The 22,673-nt window shown below is 65.1% G+C and carries 21 protein-coding genes; 10 read left to right on the top strand and 11 right to left on the bottom strand.

Features of this window, described 5'->3' with window-relative positions; genetic code table 11:
• Positions 1 to 4 precede the first annotated feature (4 nt).
• Positions 5 to 352: a helix-turn-helix domain-containing protein gene (locus AB0I14_RS18440; RefSeq protein ID WP_358024464.1), complete on the top strand. Its 348-nt coding sequence runs from the start codon at positions 5 to 7 to the stop codon at positions 350 to 352.
• Between the two features lie 12 nt (positions 353 to 364).
• On the opposite strand, the gene AB0I14_RS18445 is transcribed toward AB0I14_RS18440, so the two are convergent.
• The 3 genes from AB0I14_RS18445 to AB0I14_RS18455 form a co-directional block, all read right to left on the bottom strand.
• The gene (locus tag AB0I14_RS18445; RefSeq protein WP_358024467.1) at positions 365 to 847 is read right to left on the bottom strand and encodes a hypothetical protein; all 483 of its coding nucleotides are present in this window, start codon (positions 845 to 847) and stop codon (positions 365 to 367) included.
• Positions 847 to 2,010 carry a Rieske 2Fe-2S domain-containing protein gene (locus tag AB0I14_RS18450; protein WP_358024470.1) on the bottom strand — a complete coding sequence of 388 codons (1,164 nt, stop codon included), beginning with the start codon at positions 2,008 to 2,010 and terminating at the stop codon, positions 847 to 849. The genes AB0I14_RS18445 and AB0I14_RS18450 overlap by 1 nt, the downstream gene beginning before the upstream one ends.
• Positions 2,011 to 2,117: 107 nt before the next feature.
• Positions 2,118 to 2,753: a hypothetical protein gene (locus AB0I14_RS18455; protein WP_358024473.1), complete on the bottom strand. Its 636-nt coding sequence runs from the start codon at positions 2,751 to 2,753 to the stop codon at positions 2,118 to 2,120.
• Between the two features lie 61 nt (positions 2,754 to 2,814).
• Here AB0I14_RS18455 and AB0I14_RS18460 point away from each other — a divergent pair, with 61 nt between their 5' ends.
• Positions 2,815 to 3,339: a gamma carbonic anhydrase family protein gene (locus AB0I14_RS18460; RefSeq protein ID WP_358025452.1), complete on the top strand. Its 525-nt coding sequence runs from the start codon at positions 2,815 to 2,817 to the stop codon at positions 3,337 to 3,339.
• A gap of 64 nt (positions 3,340 to 3,403) precedes the next feature.
• Here the strand turns inward: AB0I14_RS18460 and AB0I14_RS18465 are convergent, their stop codons facing one another.
• Positions 3,404 to 4,990, bottom strand: coding sequence for a PucR family transcriptional regulator (locus AB0I14_RS18465; RefSeq protein WP_358024476.1), 1,587 nt, complete (start codon positions 4,988 to 4,990; stop codon positions 3,404 to 3,406).
• Between the two features lie 129 nt (positions 4,991 to 5,119).
• Here AB0I14_RS18465 and AB0I14_RS18470 point away from each other — a divergent pair, with 129 nt between their 5' ends.
• Together AB0I14_RS18470 and AB0I14_RS18475 are read left to right on the top strand one after the other, a co-directional pair.
• Positions 5,120 to 7,183: a hydantoinase/oxoprolinase family protein gene (locus tag AB0I14_RS18470; protein ID WP_358024479.1), complete on the top strand. Its 2,064-nt coding sequence runs from the start codon at positions 5,120 to 5,122 to the stop codon at positions 7,181 to 7,183.
• Complete coding sequence (locus AB0I14_RS18475; RefSeq protein WP_358024482.1) at positions 7,180 to 9,150, top strand: hydantoinase B/oxoprolinase family protein; 1,971 nt, start codon at positions 7,180 to 7,182, stop codon at positions 9,148 to 9,150. The genes AB0I14_RS18470 and AB0I14_RS18475 overlap by 4 nt, the downstream gene beginning before the upstream one ends.
• Positions 9,151 to 9,225: 75 nt before the next feature.
• Here AB0I14_RS18475 and AB0I14_RS18480 read toward each other — a convergent pair whose 3' ends face one another.
• The 5 genes from AB0I14_RS18480 to AB0I14_RS18500 are packed head-to-tail and all read right to left on the bottom strand — an operon-like array spanning position 9,226 to position 13,817.
• Positions 9,226 to 9,645, bottom strand: a complete 420-nt coding sequence (locus AB0I14_RS18480; RefSeq protein WP_358024485.1) for a nuclear transport factor 2 family protein — start codon at positions 9,643 to 9,645, stop codon at positions 9,226 to 9,228.
• A 1-nt stretch (position 9,646) separates the two neighbouring features.
• Positions 9,647 to 10,525, bottom strand: a complete 879-nt coding sequence (locus AB0I14_RS18485; RefSeq protein WP_358025454.1) for a TIGR03619 family F420-dependent LLM class oxidoreductase — start codon at positions 10,523 to 10,525, stop codon at positions 9,647 to 9,649.
• Between the two features lie 37 nt (positions 10,526 to 10,562).
• On the bottom strand, positions 10,563 to 11,741 hold the full coding sequence (locus AB0I14_RS18490; RefSeq protein ID WP_358025456.1) for a thiolase domain-containing protein: 1,179 nt from the start codon (positions 11,739 to 11,741) through the stop codon (positions 10,563 to 10,565).
• Entirely contained in the window at positions 11,738 to 12,799 is a 1,062-nt protein-coding gene (locus AB0I14_RS18495) for a thiolase domain-containing protein (protein ID WP_358024488.1), read from the bottom strand. The genes AB0I14_RS18490 and AB0I14_RS18495 overlap by 4 nt, the downstream gene beginning before the upstream one ends.
• A gap of 13 nt (positions 12,800 to 12,812) precedes the next feature.
• Entirely contained in the window at positions 12,813 to 13,817 is a 1,005-nt protein-coding gene (locus tag AB0I14_RS18500; protein ID WP_358024491.1) for an OB-fold domain-containing protein, read from the bottom strand.
• A 58-nt stretch (positions 13,818 to 13,875) separates the two neighbouring features.
• Here AB0I14_RS18500 and AB0I14_RS18505 point away from each other — a divergent pair, with 58 nt between their 5' ends.
• From AB0I14_RS18505 to AB0I14_RS18520, 4 genes are all read left to right on the top strand, one after another.
• Positions 13,876 to 14,907 carry an LLM class F420-dependent oxidoreductase gene (locus AB0I14_RS18505; RefSeq protein ID WP_358024493.1) on the top strand — a complete coding sequence of 344 codons (1,032 nt, stop codon included), beginning with the start codon at positions 13,876 to 13,878 and terminating at the stop codon, positions 14,905 to 14,907.
• 110 nt (positions 14,908 to 15,017) lie between these two features.
• The gene (locus AB0I14_RS18510; protein WP_358025458.1) at positions 15,018 to 15,752 is read left to right on the top strand and encodes an acetoacetate decarboxylase family protein; all 735 of its coding nucleotides are present in this window, start codon (positions 15,018 to 15,020) and stop codon (positions 15,750 to 15,752) included.
• Positions 15,749 to 16,954 (top strand): cytochrome P450, encoded by a 1,206-nt coding sequence (locus tag AB0I14_RS18515; RefSeq protein WP_358024496.1) that lies wholly within the window; start codon positions 15,749 to 15,751, stop codon positions 16,952 to 16,954. Before AB0I14_RS18510 ends, AB0I14_RS18515 begins: the two co-directional genes overlap by 4 nt.
• Before the next feature lie 200 nt (positions 16,955 to 17,154).
• On the top strand, positions 17,155 to 17,478 hold the full coding sequence (locus AB0I14_RS18520; RefSeq protein ID WP_358024499.1) for a hypothetical protein: 324 nt from the start codon (positions 17,155 to 17,157) through the stop codon (positions 17,476 to 17,478).
• A 72-nt stretch (positions 17,479 to 17,550) separates the two neighbouring features.
• On the opposite strand, the gene AB0I14_RS18525 is transcribed toward AB0I14_RS18520, so the two are convergent.
• Together AB0I14_RS18525 and AB0I14_RS18530 are read right to left on the bottom strand one after the other, a co-directional pair.
• Positions 17,551 to 18,831 (bottom strand): ATP-binding protein, encoded by a 1,281-nt coding sequence (locus AB0I14_RS18525; RefSeq protein WP_358024502.1) that lies wholly within the window; start codon positions 18,829 to 18,831, stop codon positions 17,551 to 17,553.
• Between the two features lie 148 nt (positions 18,832 to 18,979).
• Positions 18,980 to 19,780, bottom strand: coding sequence for a crotonase/enoyl-CoA hydratase family protein (locus tag AB0I14_RS18530; protein ID WP_358024505.1), 801 nt, complete (start codon positions 19,778 to 19,780; stop codon positions 18,980 to 18,982).
• Between the two features lie 33 nt (positions 19,781 to 19,813).
• On the opposite strand from AB0I14_RS18530, the gene AB0I14_RS18535 reads away from it, so the two are divergent.
• Both AB0I14_RS18535 and AB0I14_RS18540 read left to right on the top strand, forming a co-directional pair.
• Positions 19,814 to 21,502: an acyl-CoA synthetase gene (locus tag AB0I14_RS18535; RefSeq protein ID WP_358024508.1), complete on the top strand. Its 1,689-nt coding sequence runs from the start codon at positions 19,814 to 19,816 to the stop codon at positions 21,500 to 21,502.
• Positions 21,499 to 22,620 (top strand): nitronate monooxygenase family protein, encoded by a 1,122-nt coding sequence (locus tag AB0I14_RS18540; RefSeq protein WP_358024511.1) that lies wholly within the window; start codon positions 21,499 to 21,501, stop codon positions 22,618 to 22,620. Before AB0I14_RS18535 ends, AB0I14_RS18540 begins: the two co-directional genes overlap by 4 nt.
• Positions 22,621 to 22,673 lie beyond the last annotated feature (53 nt).

The raw sequence follows: 22,673 nt of genomic DNA on the forward strand, positions 1-22,673 counted from the left end.
CTAGGTGAACGAAGCGGGATGCGAGACCTTCATCTCGGACTGCCGTATCCGCGCCGCGGCCGAACTCATCAGGCACACGTGGGATCCGGTCGTCCTCGCGGCACTGCGCCTTGGGCCGACCCGGCGCAGCGTTCTGCTGGGGCGCATCGCCGGGGCCAGCGACAAGGTATTGACCGGTGCCCTCCGTCGCCTGGTGCTCCGCGGTCTCGTCAGGAAGGTGAGGGACGACCTGCGATGTGACGCGGCCGTCTATGAACTCACTGAGTTGGGTGCGTCATTCGCCGAAGGTCCGTTGCTCGAACTCGGCCGATGGGCGGCAGAGAATCACGCCGACCTGTCAGGGACGTACTGACCGCTGATATCTCTAGCCGTCGCCGGGGGAGGGCGCGGAGGACACTTCTTCGAGGCATCCTTCGGCGACGGCATGCTTGATGCTGTCGGTCAGCCGCGGGCATGACCGGGCCCGAGCCGGATCCCCACCGGTGGACCGGATCTCCTCGAAAGTCGCGCAGCGCTGCACCGCCTCGGAATTCCACTGCACCGAGGTGTGTTCTGCGCTGAGCTTCTTCACCTGCACCGCCACGTGGCAGAACCGGCAGTCCACCGAAACCAGGCCCGAAGTCAGGTAGCGCTCGCGGTCGCGTGCGCTGGACTCGCGGACCGCGGCGGCACGTTGCGGATCGGACGCGAAATCCGGCGCCTTGGACCACGATCCGGACGATGAACCCGCACTGGTGCCGCTGCCGGCGTGATGATCGTCATCGTCATGTGCGCCGTGCAGCAGCAGCATCGAGCGGGCCAGGTCGTCGACATCTGGCGCCTGGCTCCGCTCGTTGCGTGTCGTCATCAGCTGGACTGCAGTGTTTCCGTCTGAGCCGACTTCTCAGCCGCTTTGGTCTTGAGGTTCTCCTCGACCTCCACATGCCACTTCTCGTTGGCCGCGGTGGTGTCGATCTCCATCTCGAAGCGGTCGGTCATGTCCGGCGTCACGTCGGCAACGTCGACGTAGAACTGCTGGTACCAGCGGCGCATCTGGTAGACGGCGCCGTCCTCCTCGACCAGCAACGGGTTGTCGATGCGGGTCTTGTGCTTCCAGATCTCGACGTCCTGCATGAAGCCCTGGCTGACGCCGTCGGTCATCGCGTTGGCCAGCTTCTGGGTGGTCTTTTCGTCCATGCCCTTTGGCTTTTCGACAATGACGCCCCACTGCAGCATGAATGCGTCCTGGCTGACCGGGTAGTGGCAGTTGATCAGGATCGACTCGGCCTTGTAGCCGCTGTAGTTGTTGTGCAGCCAGTTGATCATGAACGACGGGCCGAAGTAGGAGGCTTCGGAATCCAGATGGGACTCCCCGTACTGGGTGCCCATGCCGCCGATGTCCTGGCGGCCCACGTTGTGCAGGTACTGCGAGGCGATGTGCCCCTCGAAGACGTTCTTGAAGTACGTCGGCAGTCCGAAGTGGATGTAGAAGAAGTGCGCCATGTCGGTGACGTTGTCGATGATCTCGCGGCAGTTGCTGCCCTCGATCAACATCGAGTTCCACTGCCACTCGGTCCAGTCGTCGCTGGCCGACTCGGGGATCTCCGGGATCTGGACCTCGGGCTGCGGATCGTTGCCCTCGTGGTCGTGCCAGACGAACAGCAGGCCGCCACGCACGTCGGTGTGCCAGGCGCGGGTGCGGGCCAGCCGCGGGGTGCGCTTGGCATAGGGGACGAGCTTGCACTTGCCGTCGCCGCCCCAGCGCCAGTCGTGGAACGGGCAGGCTACGGTGTCGCCCTTGATGGTTCCCTGCGACAGGTCGCCACCCATGTGCCGGCAGTAGCCGTCGAGAATCTTCAGGGACCCTTCCGAGTCGGCGAACACCACCAGCTTGGTGCCGAAGATCTCGACAGAGTGCGGCTGACCGTCAAGGAAGTTCTTGACCGGTCCCAGGCAGTGCCAGCCCCGCGCGTAGCGGTCTGGCAGGGCGCCGGTGTCGATCTCTCTGATGCCGGCATGTTCGGTAGTCACGGTGGGCCTCCCGTATCGGTGCTCTTAACTAGAACACGTTACAGTTTTTTGAGCCCGGATGGCAATAATTCAGGCGTGACCTGGGGCATACCCCTCGTGAACGGCTCTTACTCGCGCTCCGGAAGGCCGATTCGCAGAGCAATCTGTTGCATTCGTCCCACGCCGGCCACTGTCTGCGGCGGCACCGGATCATCCGGGTTGCTGTCGAACTCCAGGCGAACTACCGCGCGCCCCTGGGTGTACATCAGCAGCGTCACCGCCTTCTTGCCGTCGGGCGCCGTCCCCGAGATGACAGTGCCGTTCGAACCGACCGGCACCGGTTGCGGTTGCCCGCCGGTCACCATCGTGCTGACGGCCGCCGACGCCTGCTTGAGCGTTGCCGAGGCGGTCGCGGCATCCGGGTAGATCAGGATCGTGTCGGCGATCGCCCTGGTGTCGTCGGCATTGACGAACAATGCGCTGGCCCCGGACTGGCCATCGGGATTGACGTTGCTGGACCGCGCGGTGAACGTCTCCGGCGGAATGCTGACGTCCTCGGCCTGCAGCAGCAGGTGGCTGTAGTCGGATGCCTCGGATTTCGCCGACTTGGGCGCTGCCGCCGACGACGAGGAGGTCGGCGCAGCCGCCCACGGCGTACTCGGTGGATCGTCGGCCGGGGAGCACGCTGCGGCCGTGCCGACGATGGCCGTGGCAAGACCGATGGTGAGCAAGAACTTGGGGCGGTTGGGTGTCGTGAGCGACATAGTTACTGTTCAGGGTACGCGTCGCCGCGCTGACGCCGGTTTCCTGCGGTATATGTGGACGATGCCGCTGTATTCGTTCGAGGGCCGTGCGCCCGTGGTCGACCCAGGTGCGTTCGTGGCCCCGACGGCGACATTGATCGGCAACGTGACCGTCGAGGCGGGCGCCTCGGTGTGGTTCAACACGGTGCTGCGAGGTGACTTCGCCCCGATCGTCATCCGTGAGGGTGCCAACGTTCAGGACGGGTCGGTGCTGCACGCGCCACCGGGAATCCCCGTCGACATCGGTCCCGGCGCGACCGTCGCCCACATGTGCGTGGTGCACGGGGCGCACGTGGGCGAGGAGGCACTGATCGCCAACCACTGCACGGTGCTCGATGGGGCGGTCATCGGCCGACGAAGCCTGATCGCGGCACATTCTCTGGTGGTCGGCGGCACCAAGATTCCCGATGAGGTGTTGGTCACCGGTGCGCCCGCGAAGATCCGCGGACCCATCGCGGGTACCGGCGCACAGACCTGGGTGCAGAGCAACCCGGCGGCGTACCGGGCCCTGGCCCAGCGTTACCTGTCGGGGCTCGTCGAGCTCTGACTTCGCCGATCATGGCCCTCGGCCAGGTGAGAAACACTCGCTGCGCCTAAGTGCAGAGCACTGGTTATTTCCGGCGCGACGCGACCACCGTGGCGGAAAGGTCGCCTTCGAGTGCAAGTACCTCGAGGCTCAGGTGGACGGCGGTGATCAACGCCGGCGAACGCAGCGACTCGCCGAACATCGACTCGACGCGTTTCACTCTGTGCCGCACAGTATTCGGATGCACGCTGAGTGCCTTCGCTGTTGCTACGACATCGAGATCATGGGCGAAGAACGCGCGAATGAACTCCAGGTAGCCATCGTGCTGACCGAGCACGGCGAGCTGTTCGGTGGCCTTGGCGGCGGTGGTCTCCCGGTGTTGTCCGGTCAAGAGCCAATCTGCGATACCAACGTCCTCGAACTTGGTGTAGCGAAGGCTTCGCGTTTGCGCGGCCCGCAGCGCCCGCTGTGCGTTTCTCAAACGTTCCGGACCGGTGCGCACATCCTGGAACGGTTCGGAGAAGCCGCAGACTGCACCTTCGGGCTGGTTGGTGATCCAGCCGTTGACGGCAGGCACATCCGCCGCGAGCACGCCGATCAGCTGATCGGCGAGCTGTGCGAACATCACGGGCAGGCGCATCAATCTCGCGAGATCGAGCGCGTCAGTCTCCAGGGCGTCAAGCGCGGTCCCGGCTCGCGTTACCCAGCGTCCGGCGTCGTAACCATCCGTGGGAGACATTGCGAACACACGCAATTGGGGTCGGTGCCCGAACCTCAACGACTCCAGATGTCCTTCGGCGCTGAATTGATCGATGATCTCACCGGCAACCAGCTCACGCACAAACGCCGCCTGGCGTGCACGGTTCTCCACCGCCGCCCGGTAGCGCGACCGCTCGATCGCGTTGAGCAGGCGGACGGAGACCTGGAGAGTCGATCGGGCGAGAGCGTCGGGAACTTCGTGACGGGTCGAGGCGACCACAAGCCAGTGTGGTTCTCCCCCAGGCTCAATCGGGTCGGCTGTCACCGACCACTTACCGACGCTGAACCGTAGATGGCCGCTGCGGCCACGCAGTTGGGACCGCATCAGATGCGACGGCGCCTTGCCGGAGGACGCGACGACGTCACCCAGCTCGTTGTACAGCAGTACGCTGCAACGCAATATCGCGGCCAGGCGGGATATCAGCTCCTGCTCGGGATCAGCGGCGCCCAGCGCGTCGAGTAGCTGATCCTGCATCTGCAACGCGCGCCGCAAGGAATGCGACTCAACCGAATGAGTCTGTTCCGCAACACGATCGATCACCGTCATGAAGGCGACTTCGCGCGGCACGGTGAACACCGCGAAGTGATGACGGTTCGCCTCGTCCACCAGTGCGCGAGGCACTTCATCGGTGACAACCCCGAGTCCGTACCCGAGGGCGGCGACGCCGGCCGACACCAGCTCGCGCACCAGGCCGCGGAACGCCTGCGCTGATTGTCCGCTCCTGGCGGCATCGCCGTAGAGCGACCCCGTCGTCAGCATCACTGTTCCCGGCTGCAGCCACTCTGACGGATAGGCGATCTCGATCGCGTGTGCGCCCGACAGCGGTACATGCGGATTGCAGTCGCTCACCAGGGCGAGGCCGAGCGACTGATCCAACAGCAGATCAACAAGGCGGAAATCGTCGTTTTGCACGGGTTGCAGCAGCCTCACCCTGGACAGTTAAAAACTCCAACCTGATTGTAGCCAACAGTCACTTTCTCCAATTGGCCCAGGATTCGTGCAGCTCAATACTTGACCACACTTCACCAGAGGAGGCTTGCAATGAAGCAGAACACAGCCACGAAGACCCTTCGTGTTGCTGTCGACGTGGGTGGGACGTTTACCGATGTGTGCATCTTCGACGAGCGTGACCAGAGCACCCGCGTTGCCAAGGTGCCGTCCACTCCGCACGACCCTATGGAGGCGGTCGTTGCCGGTGTGCGATCAGCCGGTGTCGATCTTTCAGCGGTGACCCTGTTCTCGCACGGCACGACGGTCGCGACCAACGCGTTGATCACGCGTCGTTTTCCGGCCGCCGCGATGGTGTGCAGCGAGGGGTTCCGCGACATCCTGGAGATCCGCGACGGCACGAAAGATGAACTCTGGGATTCCTACGTCGACGTCGGCGCGCCGTACATCAAGCGGCGAAACCGGTACGAGGTACCTGAGCGAATCGATTACGTCGGCTCGATAATCACTCCCCTCGACGAAGACAAGGCGCGAGACGTCGCACGCATCCTGCGGCGCAAAGGTGTACTGACCGTTGCTGTTTGCTTCATGAACTCCTACGTCAATGACACCCATGAACGAAGAATGCGCGAAATTCTGATCGATGAGATCCCTGGCGTCACGGTGTCGACGTCAAGTGAGATCCTGCCGGAGATCTTCGAATACGACCGCGCGTCCACGACAGTGGCCAATGCGGTGCTCGCCCCACTGGTGAGTGGTTATGTGAAACGACTGGAAGGATCTCTGCGCGCCGACGGCTACGACGGTGACCTGTTGCTTTTGCACTCCGGCGGTGGATCCATGACGCCGGCCATGGTCGACCGCTACCCGGTGCGGTTGGCCGCCTCAGGCATCGCCGCGGGCGCCATCGCGGTGGCCGACATTGCTTCGCGCTGCGGATACCCTAACGCGATCGGCCTCGACATGGGTGGGACGAGTTCGGATATCTCTCTGGTCTACGACGGTGAGATTCGCACCACCAAGCGGTGGCAGGTCGAGTACGGCTTCCCCATCTGCTTCCCCAGCATCGAGGTTCTCACCATCGGCGCAGGCGGCGGCTCGCTCGCCTGGATCGATGAGGCCGGCTCCCTGCGTAATGGACCCCAATCCGCAGGTGCGGCACCCGGTCCGGCCTGCTACCAACGCGGCGGTACCGAACCGACCAACACCGACGCCAACCTGGTGCTCGGCCGGCTGGGCGAGTCGCTGATCGGCGGCGAACTGACGCTCGACGCGGATGCGGCGCGTGAAGCCGTGCGTACCGGTATCTCCGAGCGCCTCGACCTCGACGTCGACACCGCGGCATCGAACATCATCCAGGTCGCCAACGCCAACATGGCCGACGCTGTGCGACTGCTGTCCATCCGCCGCGGATACGACCCCAGGGACTTCGTCCTGGTGGTCTGTGGCGGGGCCGGAGCACTACACGGTGCCGCCCTGGCCAAGGAACTGTCGATCCCCACGGTTGTGGTGCCGGCTCATCCCGGAATCACCTCGGCGCAAGGGTGTTTGCTCGTCGACATTCGGCACGACTTGTCGGCGATGTTCCAGCGCATCGCCTCCGACGTCGACCCCGCGGAGCTCGAATCCGAATTCGCGCAGCTCGAAAAGGAGGGCCTCGCCCGGCTCCGACACGAGGGGGTCGATGAGGATCGCATGCGTATCGACCGCTCGATCAGCATGCGCTACGCGGGACAATGGCGGTCGCTGAGCGTCACCGCCGACAACCGGGACGGGTTCTTGGACCGTGCGGTCGAACTCTTCCACGAAGAACACGAACGCGACTACTCGTTCCGCCGCGAACACGTTGCCGTCGAGATCTACCAAATCGGCGTTCGCGCCATCGGCGAGACTCCGAAACCTCGCTTCCCCCAACAGAACGCGTCGGACGCACCCGCGCCGTCGCCACTCACAATTCGGCAGGTCTACTTTGACGAAGTCGGTGGGCGCGTGCCGACGCCGGCCTTCGACCGCGACGAACTCATCGCCGGAAACTCGATCGACGGGCCCGCCATCATCGACCAGCTCGACTCGACCACTGTCATACCGCCCTCGACCACCGCCGTCGTCGACGAGTGGGGCAACATTCGAATCCATATTCACCAGGAGCAGCAGTGAACGCCGCAAGCACTACCCGCCGCCGCCTCGATCCGGTCACGTTCGAGGTCCTCAAGAACGCGTTCGTGACGTCCGTCGACCTGATGAGTGAGCAGATCCTGCGCACCTGCTACTCGTTCGTCATCTACAGCCGAGACTTCTCCTCGGCGTTGTGTGATGCACAGGGCAACACCGTCATGCAGGGCAGCCAAGACATTGCGGTGCACGTCGGAACGCTGCACTTCCAATGCAAAGCCGTGCTCGAAGAGTTCGGCGACGACATCAACCCCGGTGACGTCTTCTGCGTCAACGACCCCTACCGCGGTGGCACCCACCTCAATGACGTCAGCTTCATCCGGCCGATCTTCGCCGACGCCCAGCTGATCGGATTCGCCCAGAACAAGGGACACTGGGCCGATATCGGCGGCAGCGTCCCCGGATCTTTCGACGTCACCGCCACCGAGCATTTCGCCGAGGGGTTGCGGATCACGCCCGTCCGTATCTGGCACGAAGGCCGTTTTCTCGCAGATGTCGCCAAACTGCTGGTGGCCAACACCCGGGCCCCAGAGATCAGCCTGGGCGACCTGCACGCCCAGGCCGAGGCAACCGGCGTGTGCGAGCGCGAGATTCAACGACTGGTCGCCAAGTACGGCTGCGACACCGTCGTCGAAGCCATGGCCGAGGTGCAGGACTACGTGGAGCGAATCGTCCGCCAGCGCATCGCAGAACTACCCGACGGCGAGTGGGTGACCGAGGACTACCTCGACTCGGATCCTTCGAAACCGGAGGGGATGGTGCCGATCCGAGTGAAAATGACCATCGAGGGAGATCAGCTCAGTTACGACCTTTCCGGCAGCGCCCCCGCGGTAGCGAGCTTCCTCAACTGTGGGTACGGCACGGCCTTCTCGGGAATTGTCGCGGGCACAAAGACGTTCTTTCCCGACGTTCCGCTGAACTCCGGCTTATACGCCGCCATCAATACCGACATCGGGCCCGAAGGCACTGTGGTCAACGCGGGCTGGCCGATCGCGGTGACCGGATTCTGTTCTGGCCCATACGAAAAAATCATGAACGCCATCTTCGAACTATGGTCGGCGATCACGCCCGAGCGGGCCATCGCATGTTCATTCAACCTTGAGTACCTTCTCGTCGGTGGCCGCGACGCCCGAGCCGACGAACGTCCGTTCTTCATGTGGTACGACTGGATGGCCGGCGGTTGGGGAGGACGCAGCACCAAGGACGGTTCCACTGCCACGGCGCCGGTATTCGGTGTCGGACTGGCCGTCCAGCCGTGCGAGGGGCAAGAACGCCTGACTCCGGTGCTGACGACCAAGCACGCGATCATTCCCGACTCCGGTGGGCCGGGTTTGTATCGCGGAGGCTGCGGCGTGACCAAAGGCGGCACCCTGACCGACTGCGAGAACACCGTGATGTCCTATTGCTGCGACCGATCCCGGTCGGTTACCTGGGGCATCGACGGCGGGCTCCCCTCGATTCCTCACGGCGTCTGGCTCAACCGCGGAACGGCAGAAGAAGCGTTTCTGGGATCGGTGTTCTCCGGTGTTGCGGTGCAGGCCGGCGATACCTTCGAGCGGCCGTCGGCAGGCGGTGGCGGACTCGGCGATCCCCTCGACCGCGCTCCCGAGGCCGTCCTGGAGGACGTGATCGACGGCTACGTGACCATAGTCGGCGGCGCACGCGATTACGGCGTGGTCATCACGCCGATCGACCCTGAGATCGACGAGTACGAGATCGACCGCACTGCAACCGATGCGCTGCGCGCCGAAATCCGGGCAGCTCGCAAGCAGTGGCTCAACGTCGACCCCGCAGAGGTCGCCGCCCGCTTCCGTGACGGTGAGCTCGATACCTTCGATCTGTTGCGCCGCTACGGCGTCGTGGTCGACTGGGGAACCGGCGAATTGCTCCCGAACACCACCAAACAATTCCGCGACCTGCTGCATGTGCGCGCGGCCTCACATTGGGAATGACGACGCGTCCCGGTTGGACCCGGGTACGGCACTATCGTCGTGCCCGGAGTCCTGCCGTCATTGCCTCGCGGACCTCTAGCTGTCGATCTTCTCGGCGCTCGCGCGGTCCACTTCCCAGAAGGCCCGCAGCGCGACCATCTGCCCGTCGTCGTTCACACGGTAGGTGAACACACCCGGGGTGGTGATCCGGTGCCCGCCCATGGTGGTGACGATGCTGCCGACATTGGCTTCCTCGTTGCCGCACTGGAACGTGTCGACGAACTTGAATTCGAGGTTGTCGGTCGGGGCGATGGCCTTGTCCCAGAACGCCGCGATGGCTTCCTTGCCCTGGTGCCCCAAGCCTGCGGGGTCGAAGAACGACGGCCCGATGGGGTCCTGGACGATCGCGTCGTCGGCGAAGTTGTCCAGCCAGGCCTGCTTGTCCCGGGCGGCAACCGCATCCCGGGATCGCTTGCCTGCCAGGTGGGCCGGGTGGTCGGGGTTGGTGACGGCCATGTCAGTCCTGCCAGCCGGAGTGGATGTAGGTGTCGGCGAACCGCTTGAGCGAGTCCTGCTTCTTTTCCAACGGGGCGTCGAAGCCCAGGCCCTCGAGCATCCAGGGGATGACGATGTTGTCGGTGATGCCGGCCGCGGCGAGCTCACGGTGCCCGTCGAGATCGAACTTGTCGATGCACACCGCCTGGAACTCGAAAGGCTCATCGGCCCGGCCATATTCGGCCCGCAGCTTGTTGATCGCCGCCACGGTCTCACTCAGCTGTGCGCACGTCATCATCGCGCTGGTCCAGCCGTCACCAATGCGGGCCGCCCGCTTGAGGGCCACCGGGGTGTGTCCGCCGACGTAGAACGGGACGGGCTCCGACGGGGCCGGGCTCATCTGCAGATGCTCGAAATCGTAGAACTCGCCGTGGAACTCGACCATGCCGCCGCCGAGTACGAGCTTGAGCACCTCGATCATCTCGTCGACGCGCGCGCCTCGCTTGGCGAAGGGTACCCCGCACCACTCGAATTCCTCTGGTGCCCAGCCGATTCCGACGCCGAACCCGAACCGGTTGTTGGTCAGGTTGGCCACCGATCCGACCTGGCGGGCCAGCAGTAGCGGGTTACGCGAGCCGAGCTTCATGACGTTGGTGTAGAACCGCAGCGTCGAGGTGGACGCCCCCATCGAGGCCGCCGCGATCAGCGGGTCCACCCACGGGGTCTCGGCATTCCACATCCGCGACCCGTCGGGGGTGTACGGATAGTCCGCGGCCTGCTTCTCCATGTAGAACAGCGAGTCGGGAAGCGCGATCGAGTCGAACCCGACTTCCTCTGCGGTACGGGCCAATCCGGTCAGGTGCTCGAGCGGGCCCATGGCCACGCTGAGCGTGTACTTCATCATCGATGGCTCCTCGCGCGAGCGCTCGTCGGCCGCGTCACTTGTCCGCCGGCTTGTCGCTGGAAACCACCCACATCGAGTAGTACTGCGCCCCACCGCCGTAGGCGTGGCCCAGTGCCTTGCGTGCGCCCTCGACCTGGTGGTCGCCGGCCTTGCCCATCACCTGGATGGCCGATTCGGCGAACCGGATCATGCCGGACGCGCCGATCGGGTTCGAGCTCAGCACACCACCTGAGGCGTTGAACGGGATCTTCCCGCCGATAGCCGTCTCGCCGGCCTCGGTGAGCTTCCAGCCCTCGCCCTCGGCGGCGAAACCGAGGTTCTCCAACCACATCGGCTCGAACCAGGAGAACGGCACGTACACCTCGGCCACGTCGATCTCGTCGATCGGGCTGGTGATACCGGCATCGCGCCACAGTGCCGCCGCGGCATCGCGACCGGCCTGCGGGTTGACCTGGTCGCGACCCGAGTAGGCCAACGGTTCGGTCCGCAGGGCGGTGGCGTGGATCCACGCCACCGGATGGCCCTCGGCGATACGGGCGTCTGCTGTCGCTTCGTCGCCGATCACCATGGCGGCCGCGCCGTCGGACGACGGGCAGGTCTCATCGAAACGGATCGGGTCCCACAACATCTGCGAGGCCATCACCTTTTCCAGGGTGATGTCGGGCTGATGCAGGTGAGCCAGCGGGTTCTTGGCACCGTTGAGCCGGTCCTTGACCGCGACCATCGCGCCGATGTGGTTCGGGGCGCCGGAGCGGCGGATGTAGGCCCGTACGTGCGGGGCGAAGTAACCGCCCGCACCCGCGCCGACCGGCTTGGTGAAGGGCACCGGAATGCTCAACGCCCACATGGCATTCGATTCCGACTGCTTCTCCCACGACATGGTCAGCACCCGGCGGTACTTGCCCGACTTCACCAGGCTGGAGGCGACGATCGCGGTGGACCCGCCGACCGAACCCGCGGTGTGTACCCGGATCAGCGGCTTGTTGGTCGCACCGGTGGCGTCGGCCATGAACAACTCGGGCATCATCACGCCCTCGAAGAAGTCCGGCGCCTTGCCGACAACGACGGCGTCGATGTCGTCCATCGTCGAGCCGGAATCGGCGAGCGCCCTGTCGATGGCTTCGCGCACCAGGCCGTTCATCGACACGTCGTGGCGCTTGGCCACGTATTTGGTCTGCCCGGTGCCCAGGACCGCTGCTTTGTTCCCCATTATTTGCCCTCCAGGACCGCGACCAGATTCTGTTGCAGCGCAGCGCCACTGGTGGCGTGCGCCAACACGCGCCCGGCCGAGCCGGAGAAGATGTGCTGCGCGGCGAAACCGATGCGCTCCAGGCCGGCGGAGAACATCGGGTTGGCGGCCAGCGCACCGCCGGAAGGATTGATCTTGGTGTTCTCGCCCAGACCGATCGCCTCGGTGAGGATCAGCTGCTGATGGGTGAACGGGGCGTAGATCTCGGCCACCTCGATCGAGCTCACGTCGCCACCGGTGGCGACCTGCGCCGACGCGGTGGTCGAAGTGGAGACGGTCAGGTCACGGGCACCCAGCACCGGCGTCTCGATGCGGTGCTCGAAACCGGTGATCCAGGCCGGATTTTCGCGTAGCTCACGGGCCCGGTCGCCGGCGGCCAGCACAATGGCCGAGGCACCGTCGGTGATCGGAGCGATGTCATGGCGGCGCAGCGGGTCGGCGAAGAACGGGCGATCCAGCAGCTCGGCGACGGACGACGCGGATTCCACCGAGTCGACCCGGTCGGCCGCGGCGAACGAATCCAGGGCGACCTGTGCCATCTGCTCAGCGGTCCACTTGCCGGCGTCCAGGCCGAACCGGGCTTGCAGCCCAGCCGTCGACACCGCATCCGGCCACAGTGGCGCAACGGTGTACGGGTCGGTCTGCAGGGCCAGTACCCGGCGCAGAACACCTGCCGAGGACTTGCCGAAACCGTAGACCAGCGCCGTGTCCACCTCGCCGGTGAGGATCTTGATATAGGCCTCATACAGCGCCCAGGCCGCGTCCATCTCGACATGCGACTCATTGATCGGCGGCACCGCGCCGATCGAGTCGATCGCCGAGATGAACGAGAAGGCCCGGCCGGCAAGGTAGTCCGAGGATCCAGAGCACCAGAAGCCGATATCCGTCTGCTGCAGGCCGAGTTCGCCGAAGAGCTGGCCGAAGCAGGGCATCAGCATCTCGACGCCGTTGGTGGTGCCATCAGTGCGGCGCACATGCGGGGCATGGGCGAAACCGACGACAGCGACATCACGAAGAGTCATGTGGGGGTTCCCTTTACAGGTGGTGCTTGTAGCTGTCGTAGTCGGCGTCGGGCTCACCCGTCGGCCGGAAATGCGAGATGTTGTCGATGCCGAGGCCCCATTCCTCCCGGGGCTTCCACACCGCTTCGACCCTCATGCCCATCCGGACTTCCGACGCGTCGATGTCGGTCACGAGATGCAGGAACGGAATGTCGGCGCCGTCGAGCAGCACGTAGGCCGCGACGTACGGCGGCTTGATCCGCTGGCCGGCGAACGGGATGTTGATGATCGCGAACGTGGTGACCGTGCCCTTGTCGACCAGCTCCACGAACTCGGTGAGTTCCTGGCCGGTGGCCGGGTCGGCCTCCTTGGGCGGGAAGTACACCTTGCCTTTTTCGCCGTTCACGCCGGAAGTGCGCGCGCCGAGCAGCTTGCCGTCGCGTAGACCGCGCAGGTAGGTGCTCTCCGGCTGAGACGCCGTGTGTTGGATCTCGATGTTCGACGGGGCCACCTGCATGGTGACCGGATCGCGCTGATCGGACGGAACGACTGGGACATCCTCGGCAGTCTCGCCCGGGACGAAGTACGCGATGTCGGTGATCGCGCCCACCGGCTCGTCGACCCAGTGCGCGTGCACCCGGGCACCGGTGCTGAGCTCGCCTTCCTTGACGTCCACGGCATGCAGCAGCGGGGTATCGGCGCCGTCGAGCTTGATCAACGCCCAGGCGAACGGCCGGTCCAGCGGCTGGCCCTCAAGGGGTTCGGGTTGCCAGGTCCAGGACACCACGGTCCCGACGCTGGACACCGGAACCACCTCGGTCAATGCGTCGTAGGTGACCGGGTCATACTCAGCGGGTGGCACGTGCACGCGTCCGTCCGACCCGCGTACGCCGACGATCCGGCGCTCACGCAGGGCGGTGAAGAACTGACTGAGCAGTGAGCCCACTGAACGGGTGTAGTCAAAAGACAGTTTCAGTGGCGCGGAAAGTGGCGGCTCACGGTGATCTGTCGAGGCCGGGCGGCTTTGGCTGGCTGTCACACATCGAGTAGAACAGGTTCTAACAATCGTGGCAAGGACACGTGGGAAGGCAATCTAAATGAAGCTGGGTCTACAACTCGGATACTGGGGCGCGCAGCCGCCGACCAACCATGCCGAACTCGTCGCGGCCGCCGAGGCGGAGGGCTTCGACACTGTCTTCACCGCCGAGGCGTGGGGGTCGGATGCCTACACCCCGCTGGCCTGGTGGGGCCGGGAGACCACCCGCATGCGGCTGGGCACCTCGGTCATCCAGATGTCCGCCCGTACCCCGACCGCGTGCGCGATGGCCGCTCTGACACTGGATCACCTGTCCGGTGGCCGCCACATCCTCGGCCTCGGCGTCTCCGGCCCGCAGGTGGTCGAGGGCTGGTACGGCGCGAAGTTCCCGAAGCCGCTGGCCCGCACCCGCGAGTACGTCGACATCCTGCGTCAGGTTTGGGCGCGGGAGGCCCCGGTGCACAGCGACGGCCCGCACTACCCGCTGCCGTTGACCGGCGAGGGCACCACCGGGCTGGGCAAGAACCTCAAGCCGATCACCCATCCGCTGCGCGCCGACATCCCGGTGATGCTCGGTGCCGAGGGGCCCAAGAACGTCGCCATGGCCGCCGAGATCGCCGACGGCTGGCTACCGATCTTCTACTCGCCGCGCATCGCCGGCATGTACAACGAATGGCTCGATGAGGGCTTCGACCGGCCCGGTGCCCGGCGCACCCGGGAGACCTTCGAGATCTGTGCCACCGCACAGGTCGTGGTCACCGACGACCGGCCGGCGATCATGGAGCTGATGAAGCCGCACCTGGCGCTGTACATGGGCGGGATGGGGTCTGAGGACACCAACTTCCACGCCGAGGTCTACCGCCGGATGGGGTACGCCGAGGTCGTCGACGACGTCACCAAGTTGTTCCGCAGTGACCGGAAGGACGAAGCCGCCAAGATCATTCCCGACGAATTGGTCGATGACTCCGCGATCGTCGGTAACCTCGACTACGTCAAGGAGCAGATCAAGGCCTGGGAGGCCTCAGGCGTGACCATGATGGTTGTCGGCGCCCGCTCCGTCGAGCAGATCAAGGACCTTGCCGCCCTGGTGTAGAGGTCGTTGTAGACACTTCTTGAAATCTGTTTACTGCAGGGGCTAGATTCAGTGGTGTGAGTGACGCCACTCCTGCCTCGCAGCACACTGTCGCCGGCACCGTGTTGACGATGCCGGTTCAGATCCGTACCGCCGAACAACACATGGCGATGTTCTCGGTGGGTGCCGACGCTGCGCAACGCATGATCGACTACAGCGGCCTGCGCGTCTACCGGCACCGACCGCACCGCGCACTCGTCGTGCTGATGCTGATGCACTACGTCGACGGTGACCTGGGTCCGTATCTGGAATACGGCACCAACGTCATGGTGAACCGGCCCGGATCGGAGGAGTCGGGCCTGCGCGGCCTGAGCTCGGCCGGCGCCTTCGTGCATCATCTCCCGGTCGACGGGGAGTTCACGCGCCAGGCCGGCCGGCAGATCTGGGGCTATCCGAAAGTCTTGGCGGACTTCACCGTTCGCGGTGCGGACAATGGGGCCGGGGTTCGCGGTGCGGACAATGGGGCCGGGGTCCGCGACGGCAAGCCGTTCAGCTTCGACGTGAACATCGACGGCAAGCCGGCGGTGGGGATGGACTTCAAACCCGGGCTTCCCGTTCCATCTCGGTTCACCGCCAAACCCCAGGTGCAGTTCACCTACTCCCACCTCGACGGCGTCCTGCGCGAAACCGAAGGCCAGATGCGGCTTTCCGGTGTGCGGTACCGCCCGGGCGGGGTCACGGTGCGGCTGGGGGAGCACCCGTACGCCAAAGAACTCGCGGCCCTGGGCCTGCCCAAACGGGCGATGCTGTCCAGTTCGGTCCGCAATGTACAGATGACATTCGCTGATGCCAAGGAGATTTCGTGACCCAAGTACTGCTCAAGCCCGATGTCGACCTCACCAACGGCAATTTCTATGCCGACGGTGGCGCGCGCGAGGCCTACCGATGGATGCGGGCCAACGAGCCGGTGTTCCGTGACCGCAATGGGTTGGCCGCCGCCGCCACGTATGCGGCGGTGATCGACGCCGAACGCAATCCCGAGCTGTTCTCCAACGCCGGTGGCATCCGCCCCGATCAGCCCGGCATGCCGTACATGATCGACATGGACGATCCGGCACATGTGTTGCGCCGCAAGCTGGTCAACTCCGGGTTCACCCGTAAGCGGGTCATGGACAAGGTGCCGTCGATCGTGAACCTGTGCGACACCCTGATCGATGCGGTGTGTGAACGCGGGGAATGCGATTTCGTCCGCGACATTGCCGCGCCGCTGCCGATGGCGGTGATCGGTGACATGCTCGGGGTGTTGCCCACCGAGCGCGAGATGCTGCTGAAGTGGTCGGATGACCTGGTCTGCGGCCTGAGCTCACACCTCGACGAGGCGGCCATCGGCATGCTGATGGAGACGTTTGCCGCCTACACCGCGTTCACCATGGAGGTGATCGCCAAGCGGCGCGCCGAGCCGACCGATGATCTGTTCTCGATCCTGGTGAATGCTGAGGTCGAGGGGCAGAAGATGAGCGACGACGAGATCGTCATGGAGACGCTGCTGATCCTCATCGGCGGCGACGAGACCACGCGGCACACGCTCTCGGGCGGGACCGATCAGCTGCTGCGCCACCGTGATCAGTGGGATCGCCTGGTCGCGGATCAGTCTCTGTTGCCCGGCGCGATCGAGGAAACCCTGCGCTGGACCTCACCGGTCAAGAACATGTGCCGCACCCTGACCGCCGACACCACCTTCCACGGAGCCGAGTTGAAGGCCGGCGAGAAGATCATGTTGATGTTCGAGTCGGCCAACTTCGACGAGGCCGTTTTCGAGAATCCTGACGAGTTCCACATCGACCGAAACCCCAATAGCCACTTGGCTTTCGGCTTCGGGACGCATTTCTGCCTGGGTAATCAGCTGGCTCGCCTGGAACTGCGCCTGATGCTCGAACGGTTGCTCGAACGGCTGCCCGATCTGCGGTTGGCCGACGGCAACCAGTTGCCGTTGCGTCCGGCCAACTTCGTCAGCGGTCCGGAAGCGATGCCGGTCGTGTTCACCCCGAGCGCTCCGGTGGGCGCCTAACTGCAAACCGCGCGAGCGTGGATCTGTTGCGAGAATCCGCCCGATTTCTCGCAACAGATCCACACTCGGCGTGACTGTGTACTCCTATGTGTTGGTTAAGCATTCGCTGTGTAACAGCCTCGCAGGTTTCGCATAGCCTATCTAATTAGATAGGCTCGCGATATCGGGGGATGTGACGCGACGACAGAGGAGTGCACGAGATGGCACGACATTTACCGGGGCGAAGTGTGTTGAGCGGAATGGTGCTGGGTGGGACGCTGTTGGCCGGCGCCATCGGATCGGCCGGTCAGGCCAACGCGGCACCGACGCCGGGAATGACCCCGGCGCCGGCGAGCGTGATGTCCGTCGTTCCGGTACCGCAGTTCCCTCCGCCGCCACCTCCGCCACCGTTCTGGGGACCGCCACCCCCTCCGCCGTTCTGGGGGCCGCCACCCCCGCCGATGTGGCGCCCGCCGCCGCCCGGACATTGGGGACCGCCCCCACCCGGACACTGGGGACCGCCTCGGCCCGGGCACTGGCGCTAGCGGTGCGTTGACCGCATGGAAAATGAGACCCTGCTCGAAACATCGAGCAGGGCCTCATTTTTGCGGCAACGACTACTTCATCTGGAAATTGGGCGGCCGCTTGTCCGCCAATGCTCCGCTCGCGTCCGAGGTGCACTTCGCAGGCACCGAGATCGACACGGTGGTTCCGGGTGGGCCCGCGACCACGAATGTGCCGCCCGCGGCCAGGACCTTGGCGCAAATCGAGGCGAACCCGATGTGGCCATCCTCGACGCTTTGTGCAAGACGCTCCGGTGGAATGCCGACGCCGTCGTCTGCGATGCGCAGAGCGGCCTGAATGCCGTTGTACGCCAAGGTGAACCGCAGATTATTAGCCTGTGCGTGCTTGATGGCGTTCGTCGAGAATTCCCGAGCTGCGCTGTAGATCAGGTGATCGGCGTCGGTGCGCACGTCGTCGGGCCAGTTGCCGGCGTCCAACTGGACCGCGAGGTTGGTGCGCGTCGCGATGCCGTCGGCAAGTGAGGTCATCGCCGCCCTGAGGCCGGCCCGGGCCAAGACCTCGGGATGCAGTTCACGGACCACGTCACGCAGGAGCCGGGAGGACTCCGCCAATGCGAAGTCGACGCGGTCCATGCCGTCGACCGATCCGTCTCGAACCTCCTCCATGTCGCGTCGAGCCACCAGTACGTACTGGAGCGCACCATCATGCAGGCGTTCGGAGAGTGATTGGCGCTCACGCTTCTCCAGACTGATCACCTCTTCGAGCAGGCGAGTCCGTTCCAGGGCCAGGCTGGTGATGGTCCTGGTTCTGGATTGCTGAATCCGCGACAACGCGACCGACCCGGCGGCCAAGCCGAACAGCACGGCGGTCCGCGACAGGATCGACCCCCACGGCTCATTGCCGTTGGCGGCCTTGTCGACCCAGCTCACCACGAAAAAAGTGACCACCGTAGGGACCGCGATCGTGGCGCTGACGACAGGGTCGAGCTGAGCTGCCGCGATCAGCGGGATCAGGAACAGTCCGTGCTGCACCACGTCGGAGGTCCAGGTCTCTGCCGAACTGATCCCGGTCTCCGTCGAGATAATCGCTACCGCAACGAGATCCACGCACAGCATGAGCAGTGCCACCGATCGCCGGGTTCCGCCGCCGGATCGACCGGCAGCGCGCAGCGCCCACCAGCTCCACACCGAGACCGCCGCGACGTAGCCGGCGAAGATCACCCAGTGCAGCCACAGGTTCGCGTGCGGAGGCTGCGACAGCAGGGCAGCGCCGATGAACATCGCCATGAGCGTCCGCAGAGCGAGTTGCAGTAGGAGACCATGGCGTACCGAGGTATCGGCGGTCGGCGCAGACGCCTCATCGCGTTCAGGCATGCCCGGCTCCCGTCCCGGCAAAGTTGGCACGAGTATAGGTCTGCTCAGTGCCACGATGAGGACAGTTGGCGGGGCGAGATCGCGACGACGGCGGTCGGGTGCCGGCAGTCCGCTAGAACAGTGCCGGCACCGGTGACCGCATCACGAGTCAGCGCATCTGGAACTTGGGCGCGCGCTTCTCCTTGAAGGCCAGCGGGCCCTCCTTGGCGTCCTGCGACAGGAACACGGGGATGCCGTTGGCGGTGTCGGGCTTGAAAGCCTCGTTCTCGTGCATGCCCTCGGTCTCGCGGATGGTCTTGAGGATCGCCTGTACGGCCAACGGGCCGTTGTTGTTGATGACCTCGGCGATCTCCAAGGCCTTCTCCAGCGCGGTGCCGTCGGGCACCACGTGACCGATCAGGCCGTACTCGAGGGCCTGGGCGGCGGTGATGTGCCGTCCGGTCAGCAGCATGTCGCAGGCGATGGTGTAGGGAATCTGGCGCACGAGGCGGACCGCTGAGCCGCCCATCGGGTACAGGCTCCACTTGGCCTCGGAGATGCCGAACTTGGCGCTCTCGCCGGCCACGCGGATGTCGGTGCCCTGCAGGATCTCGGTGCCGCCGGCGATGGCCGGGCCCTCGACCGCGGCGATCAGCGGCTTGCTGAGCCGGCGGCCCTTGAGCAGACCGTCGATCCGTGACGGGTCGTAGCTGCCGTCCTTGAACGAATCGCCCGGCGGCTTCTTGGTCGCGCCCTTGAGGTCCATGCCCGCGCAGAAGTACCCGCCGGCGCCGGTGAGGATGCAGGTGCGGATCTCGGGATCATTGTCGACGCGGTCCCAGGCCGCGACCATGATCGAGAGCATCTCGGTCGAAAGCGCGTTGCGCGCCTCGGGCCGGTTCAGCGTCAGGATCAGCGTGTGTCCGCGCTGCTCAATGAGGGCGTCGGGCCCTTTTTCGGTCTCGCTCACGAGTGCCAGCTCCTCTGCATTCTCAACCCAGACTTGTCTCGAAATGTAACACGTTCTAGTTTAGGTTCTGTGGCTCTGAATATTGCCGATCTTGCCGAGCACGCAATCGATGCTGTGCCTGACCGTGTCGCCCTGATTTGTGGCGACGAACAGCTGACCTATGCGCAGTTGGAGGAGAAGGCCAACCGTCTGGCTCACTACCTGATCGCCCAAGGCGTCAAGAAGGACGACAAGGTCGGCCTCTACTGTCGCAACCGCATCGAGATCGTCATCGGGATGCTGGGCATCGTGAAGGCCGGCGCGATCCTGGTCAACGTCAACTTCCGCTACGTCGAGGGCGAGCTGAAGTACCTGTTCGAGAACTCGGACATGGTGGCGCTGATCCACGAGCGGCGCTACGCCGACCGGGTGGACAACGTCCTGCCGGAGACCCCGAACGTGAAGACCGTCCTGGTGGTCGAAGACGGGTCAGATGACGACTTCCAGCGCTACGGCGGCGTCGAGTTCTACTCGGCCATTGCCGAGCACTCGCCCGAGCGTGACTTCGGCCCACGCAGCGCCGACGACATCTACCTGCTCTACACCGGCGGCACCACCGGATTCCCCAAGGGCGTCATGTGGCGCCACGAGGACATCTACCGGGTGTTGTTCGGCGGCACCGACTTCGCCACCGGCGAGCCCGTCGCCGACGAATACGACCTGTCCAAGCAGGCTGTCGCCAACCCGCCGATGATCCGGCTGCCCATCCCGCCGATGATCCACGGCGCGACCCAGTCGGCCACCTGGATGGCGTTGTTCACCGGCCACACCGTGGTGCTGATGCCGGAGTTCGACGCCGACGCGGCGTGGCGGATGATCCACGAGCACAAGGTCAATCTGCTGTTCTTCACCGGCGATGCGATGGCCCGGCCGTTGCTCGATGCGCTCCTGGCCCACCAGGATGCCGGCAACGAATATGACCTGTCGTCGCTGTTCCTGCTGGCCAGCACCGCAGCCCTGTTCTCCACCAGCCTCAAGGAGAAATTCCTCGAGCTGCTGCCCAACCGGATCATCACCGACTCGATCGGCTCCTCGGAGACCGGTTTCGGCGGTACCTCCGTGGTGGCCAAGGGGCAGAGCCACACCGGTGGCCCGCGCGTGACCATCGACAAGAACACCAAGGTGCTCGACGAGGACGGCAACGAGGTGGTCCCGGGCTCGGGCGTGCGCGGCATCATCGCCAAGTGCGGTCACATCCCGGTCGGTTACTTCAAGGACGAGAAGAAGACCGCCGAGACCTTCCGGACCTTCAACGGGGTCCACTACGCCATCCCGGGTGACTACGCCGAGGTCGAGGCCGACGGCAGCGTGACCATGCTGGGCCGCGGCTCGGTGTCGATCAACTCCGGTGGCGAGAAGATCTATCCCGAAGAGGTCGAGGCCGCGCTGAAGGGTCACCCGGACGTGTTCGACGCCTTGGTCGTCGGCGTGCCCGACGAACGCTTCGGCCAGCACGTCGCCGCCGTCGTGCAGCCGCGCGAGGGTACGCGGCCGACCCTGGCCGACCTCGACACGTTCGTCCGCAGCGAGATCGCGGGATACAAGGTGCCGCGCAGCCTGTGGCTGGTCGACGAGGTCAAGCGCTCGCCCGCGGGCAAGCCCGACTACCGCTGGGCCAAGGACACCACCGAGGAGCGGGCCGCCGACGAGGTGCACGCCAATCACGTGGGAGCCAAGTCGTGAAGACCGACCTGTGTGAACGGTTCGGGATCGAATACCCGATCTTCGTCTTCACCCCGTCGGAGAAGGTGGCCGCGGCGGTCACCCGGGCCGGCGGCCTGGGCGTGCTGGGGTGTGTGCGGTTCAACGATCCAGACGAGTTGGAAAACGTGCTGTCCTGGATGGACGCCAACACCGACGGTAAGCCGTACGGCGTCGACGTGGTGATGCCCAACAAGGTCCCCACCGAGGGCAGCGCCGTCGACATCGACAAGCTCATCCCGCAGGCGCACCGGGACTTCGTCGCGAAAACCCTTGCTGATCTTGGTGTTCCGCCGCTCCCCGAGGAGGGTGAGCACAACACTGGTGTGCTGGGCTGGCTGCACTCGGTGGCGCGAAGCCACGTCGAGGTGGCATTGCGCCATCCGATCAAGCTGATCGCCAACGCGCTGGGTTCCCCGCCGAATGACGTCATCGAGCAGGTTCACGAGGCGGGTGTCCCGGTGGCCGCGCTGGCCGGAAGCGCGAAGCATGCGCTCAGCCACGTCGCCAACGGAGTGGACATCGTGATCGCCCAGGGCCATGAGGCCGGCGGGCACACCGGTGAGATCGGCTCGGTGGTGTTGTGGCCGGAAATCGTCGACGCCGTCGACGGTAAGGCCGCGGTGCTTGCTGCCGGCGGGATCGGCAGCGGCCGGCAGGTGGCCGCGGCGCTGGCGCTCGGTGCTCAGGGGGTGTGGATGGGTTCGGCGTTCCTCACAGCGGCCGAATACGACCTGGGTGTGCGTCGCGAGTCGGGGGCCTCGGTGATCCAGGAGGCATTGCTGAACGCCACCTCCGCCGACACCGTGCGCCGAAAGATCTACTCGGGCAAGCCCGCCCGGATTCTGAAGAGCCGCTGGACCGACGCCTGGGACGCCCCGGGCGCCCCCGAAGCGCTGCCGATGCCGTTGCAGAACATCCTGGTCGGCGAGGCTCATCAGCGGATGAGCCTGTCCGATGATCCGACCGCGGTCGCGATGCCGGTGGGCCAGATCGTGGGGCGGATGAACGAGATCCGGCCGGCCGCCGACATCATCGCCGAGCTGGTGAGCGGTTTCGAGGCGGCCACCAAGCGTCTGGACGGTATCGCCGGAAGCTGAGTCTGCGCGTAGCGCGTCGAGCCTGCGTTCAGATCGCGATTTCTCACGATTTC

The sequence above is a fragment of the Mycobacterium sp. NPDC050441 genome (assembly GCF_040655355.1).
In the GTDB taxonomy this organism is placed as follows: domain Bacteria; phylum Actinomycetota; class Actinomycetes; order Mycobacteriales; family Mycobacteriaceae; genus Mycobacterium.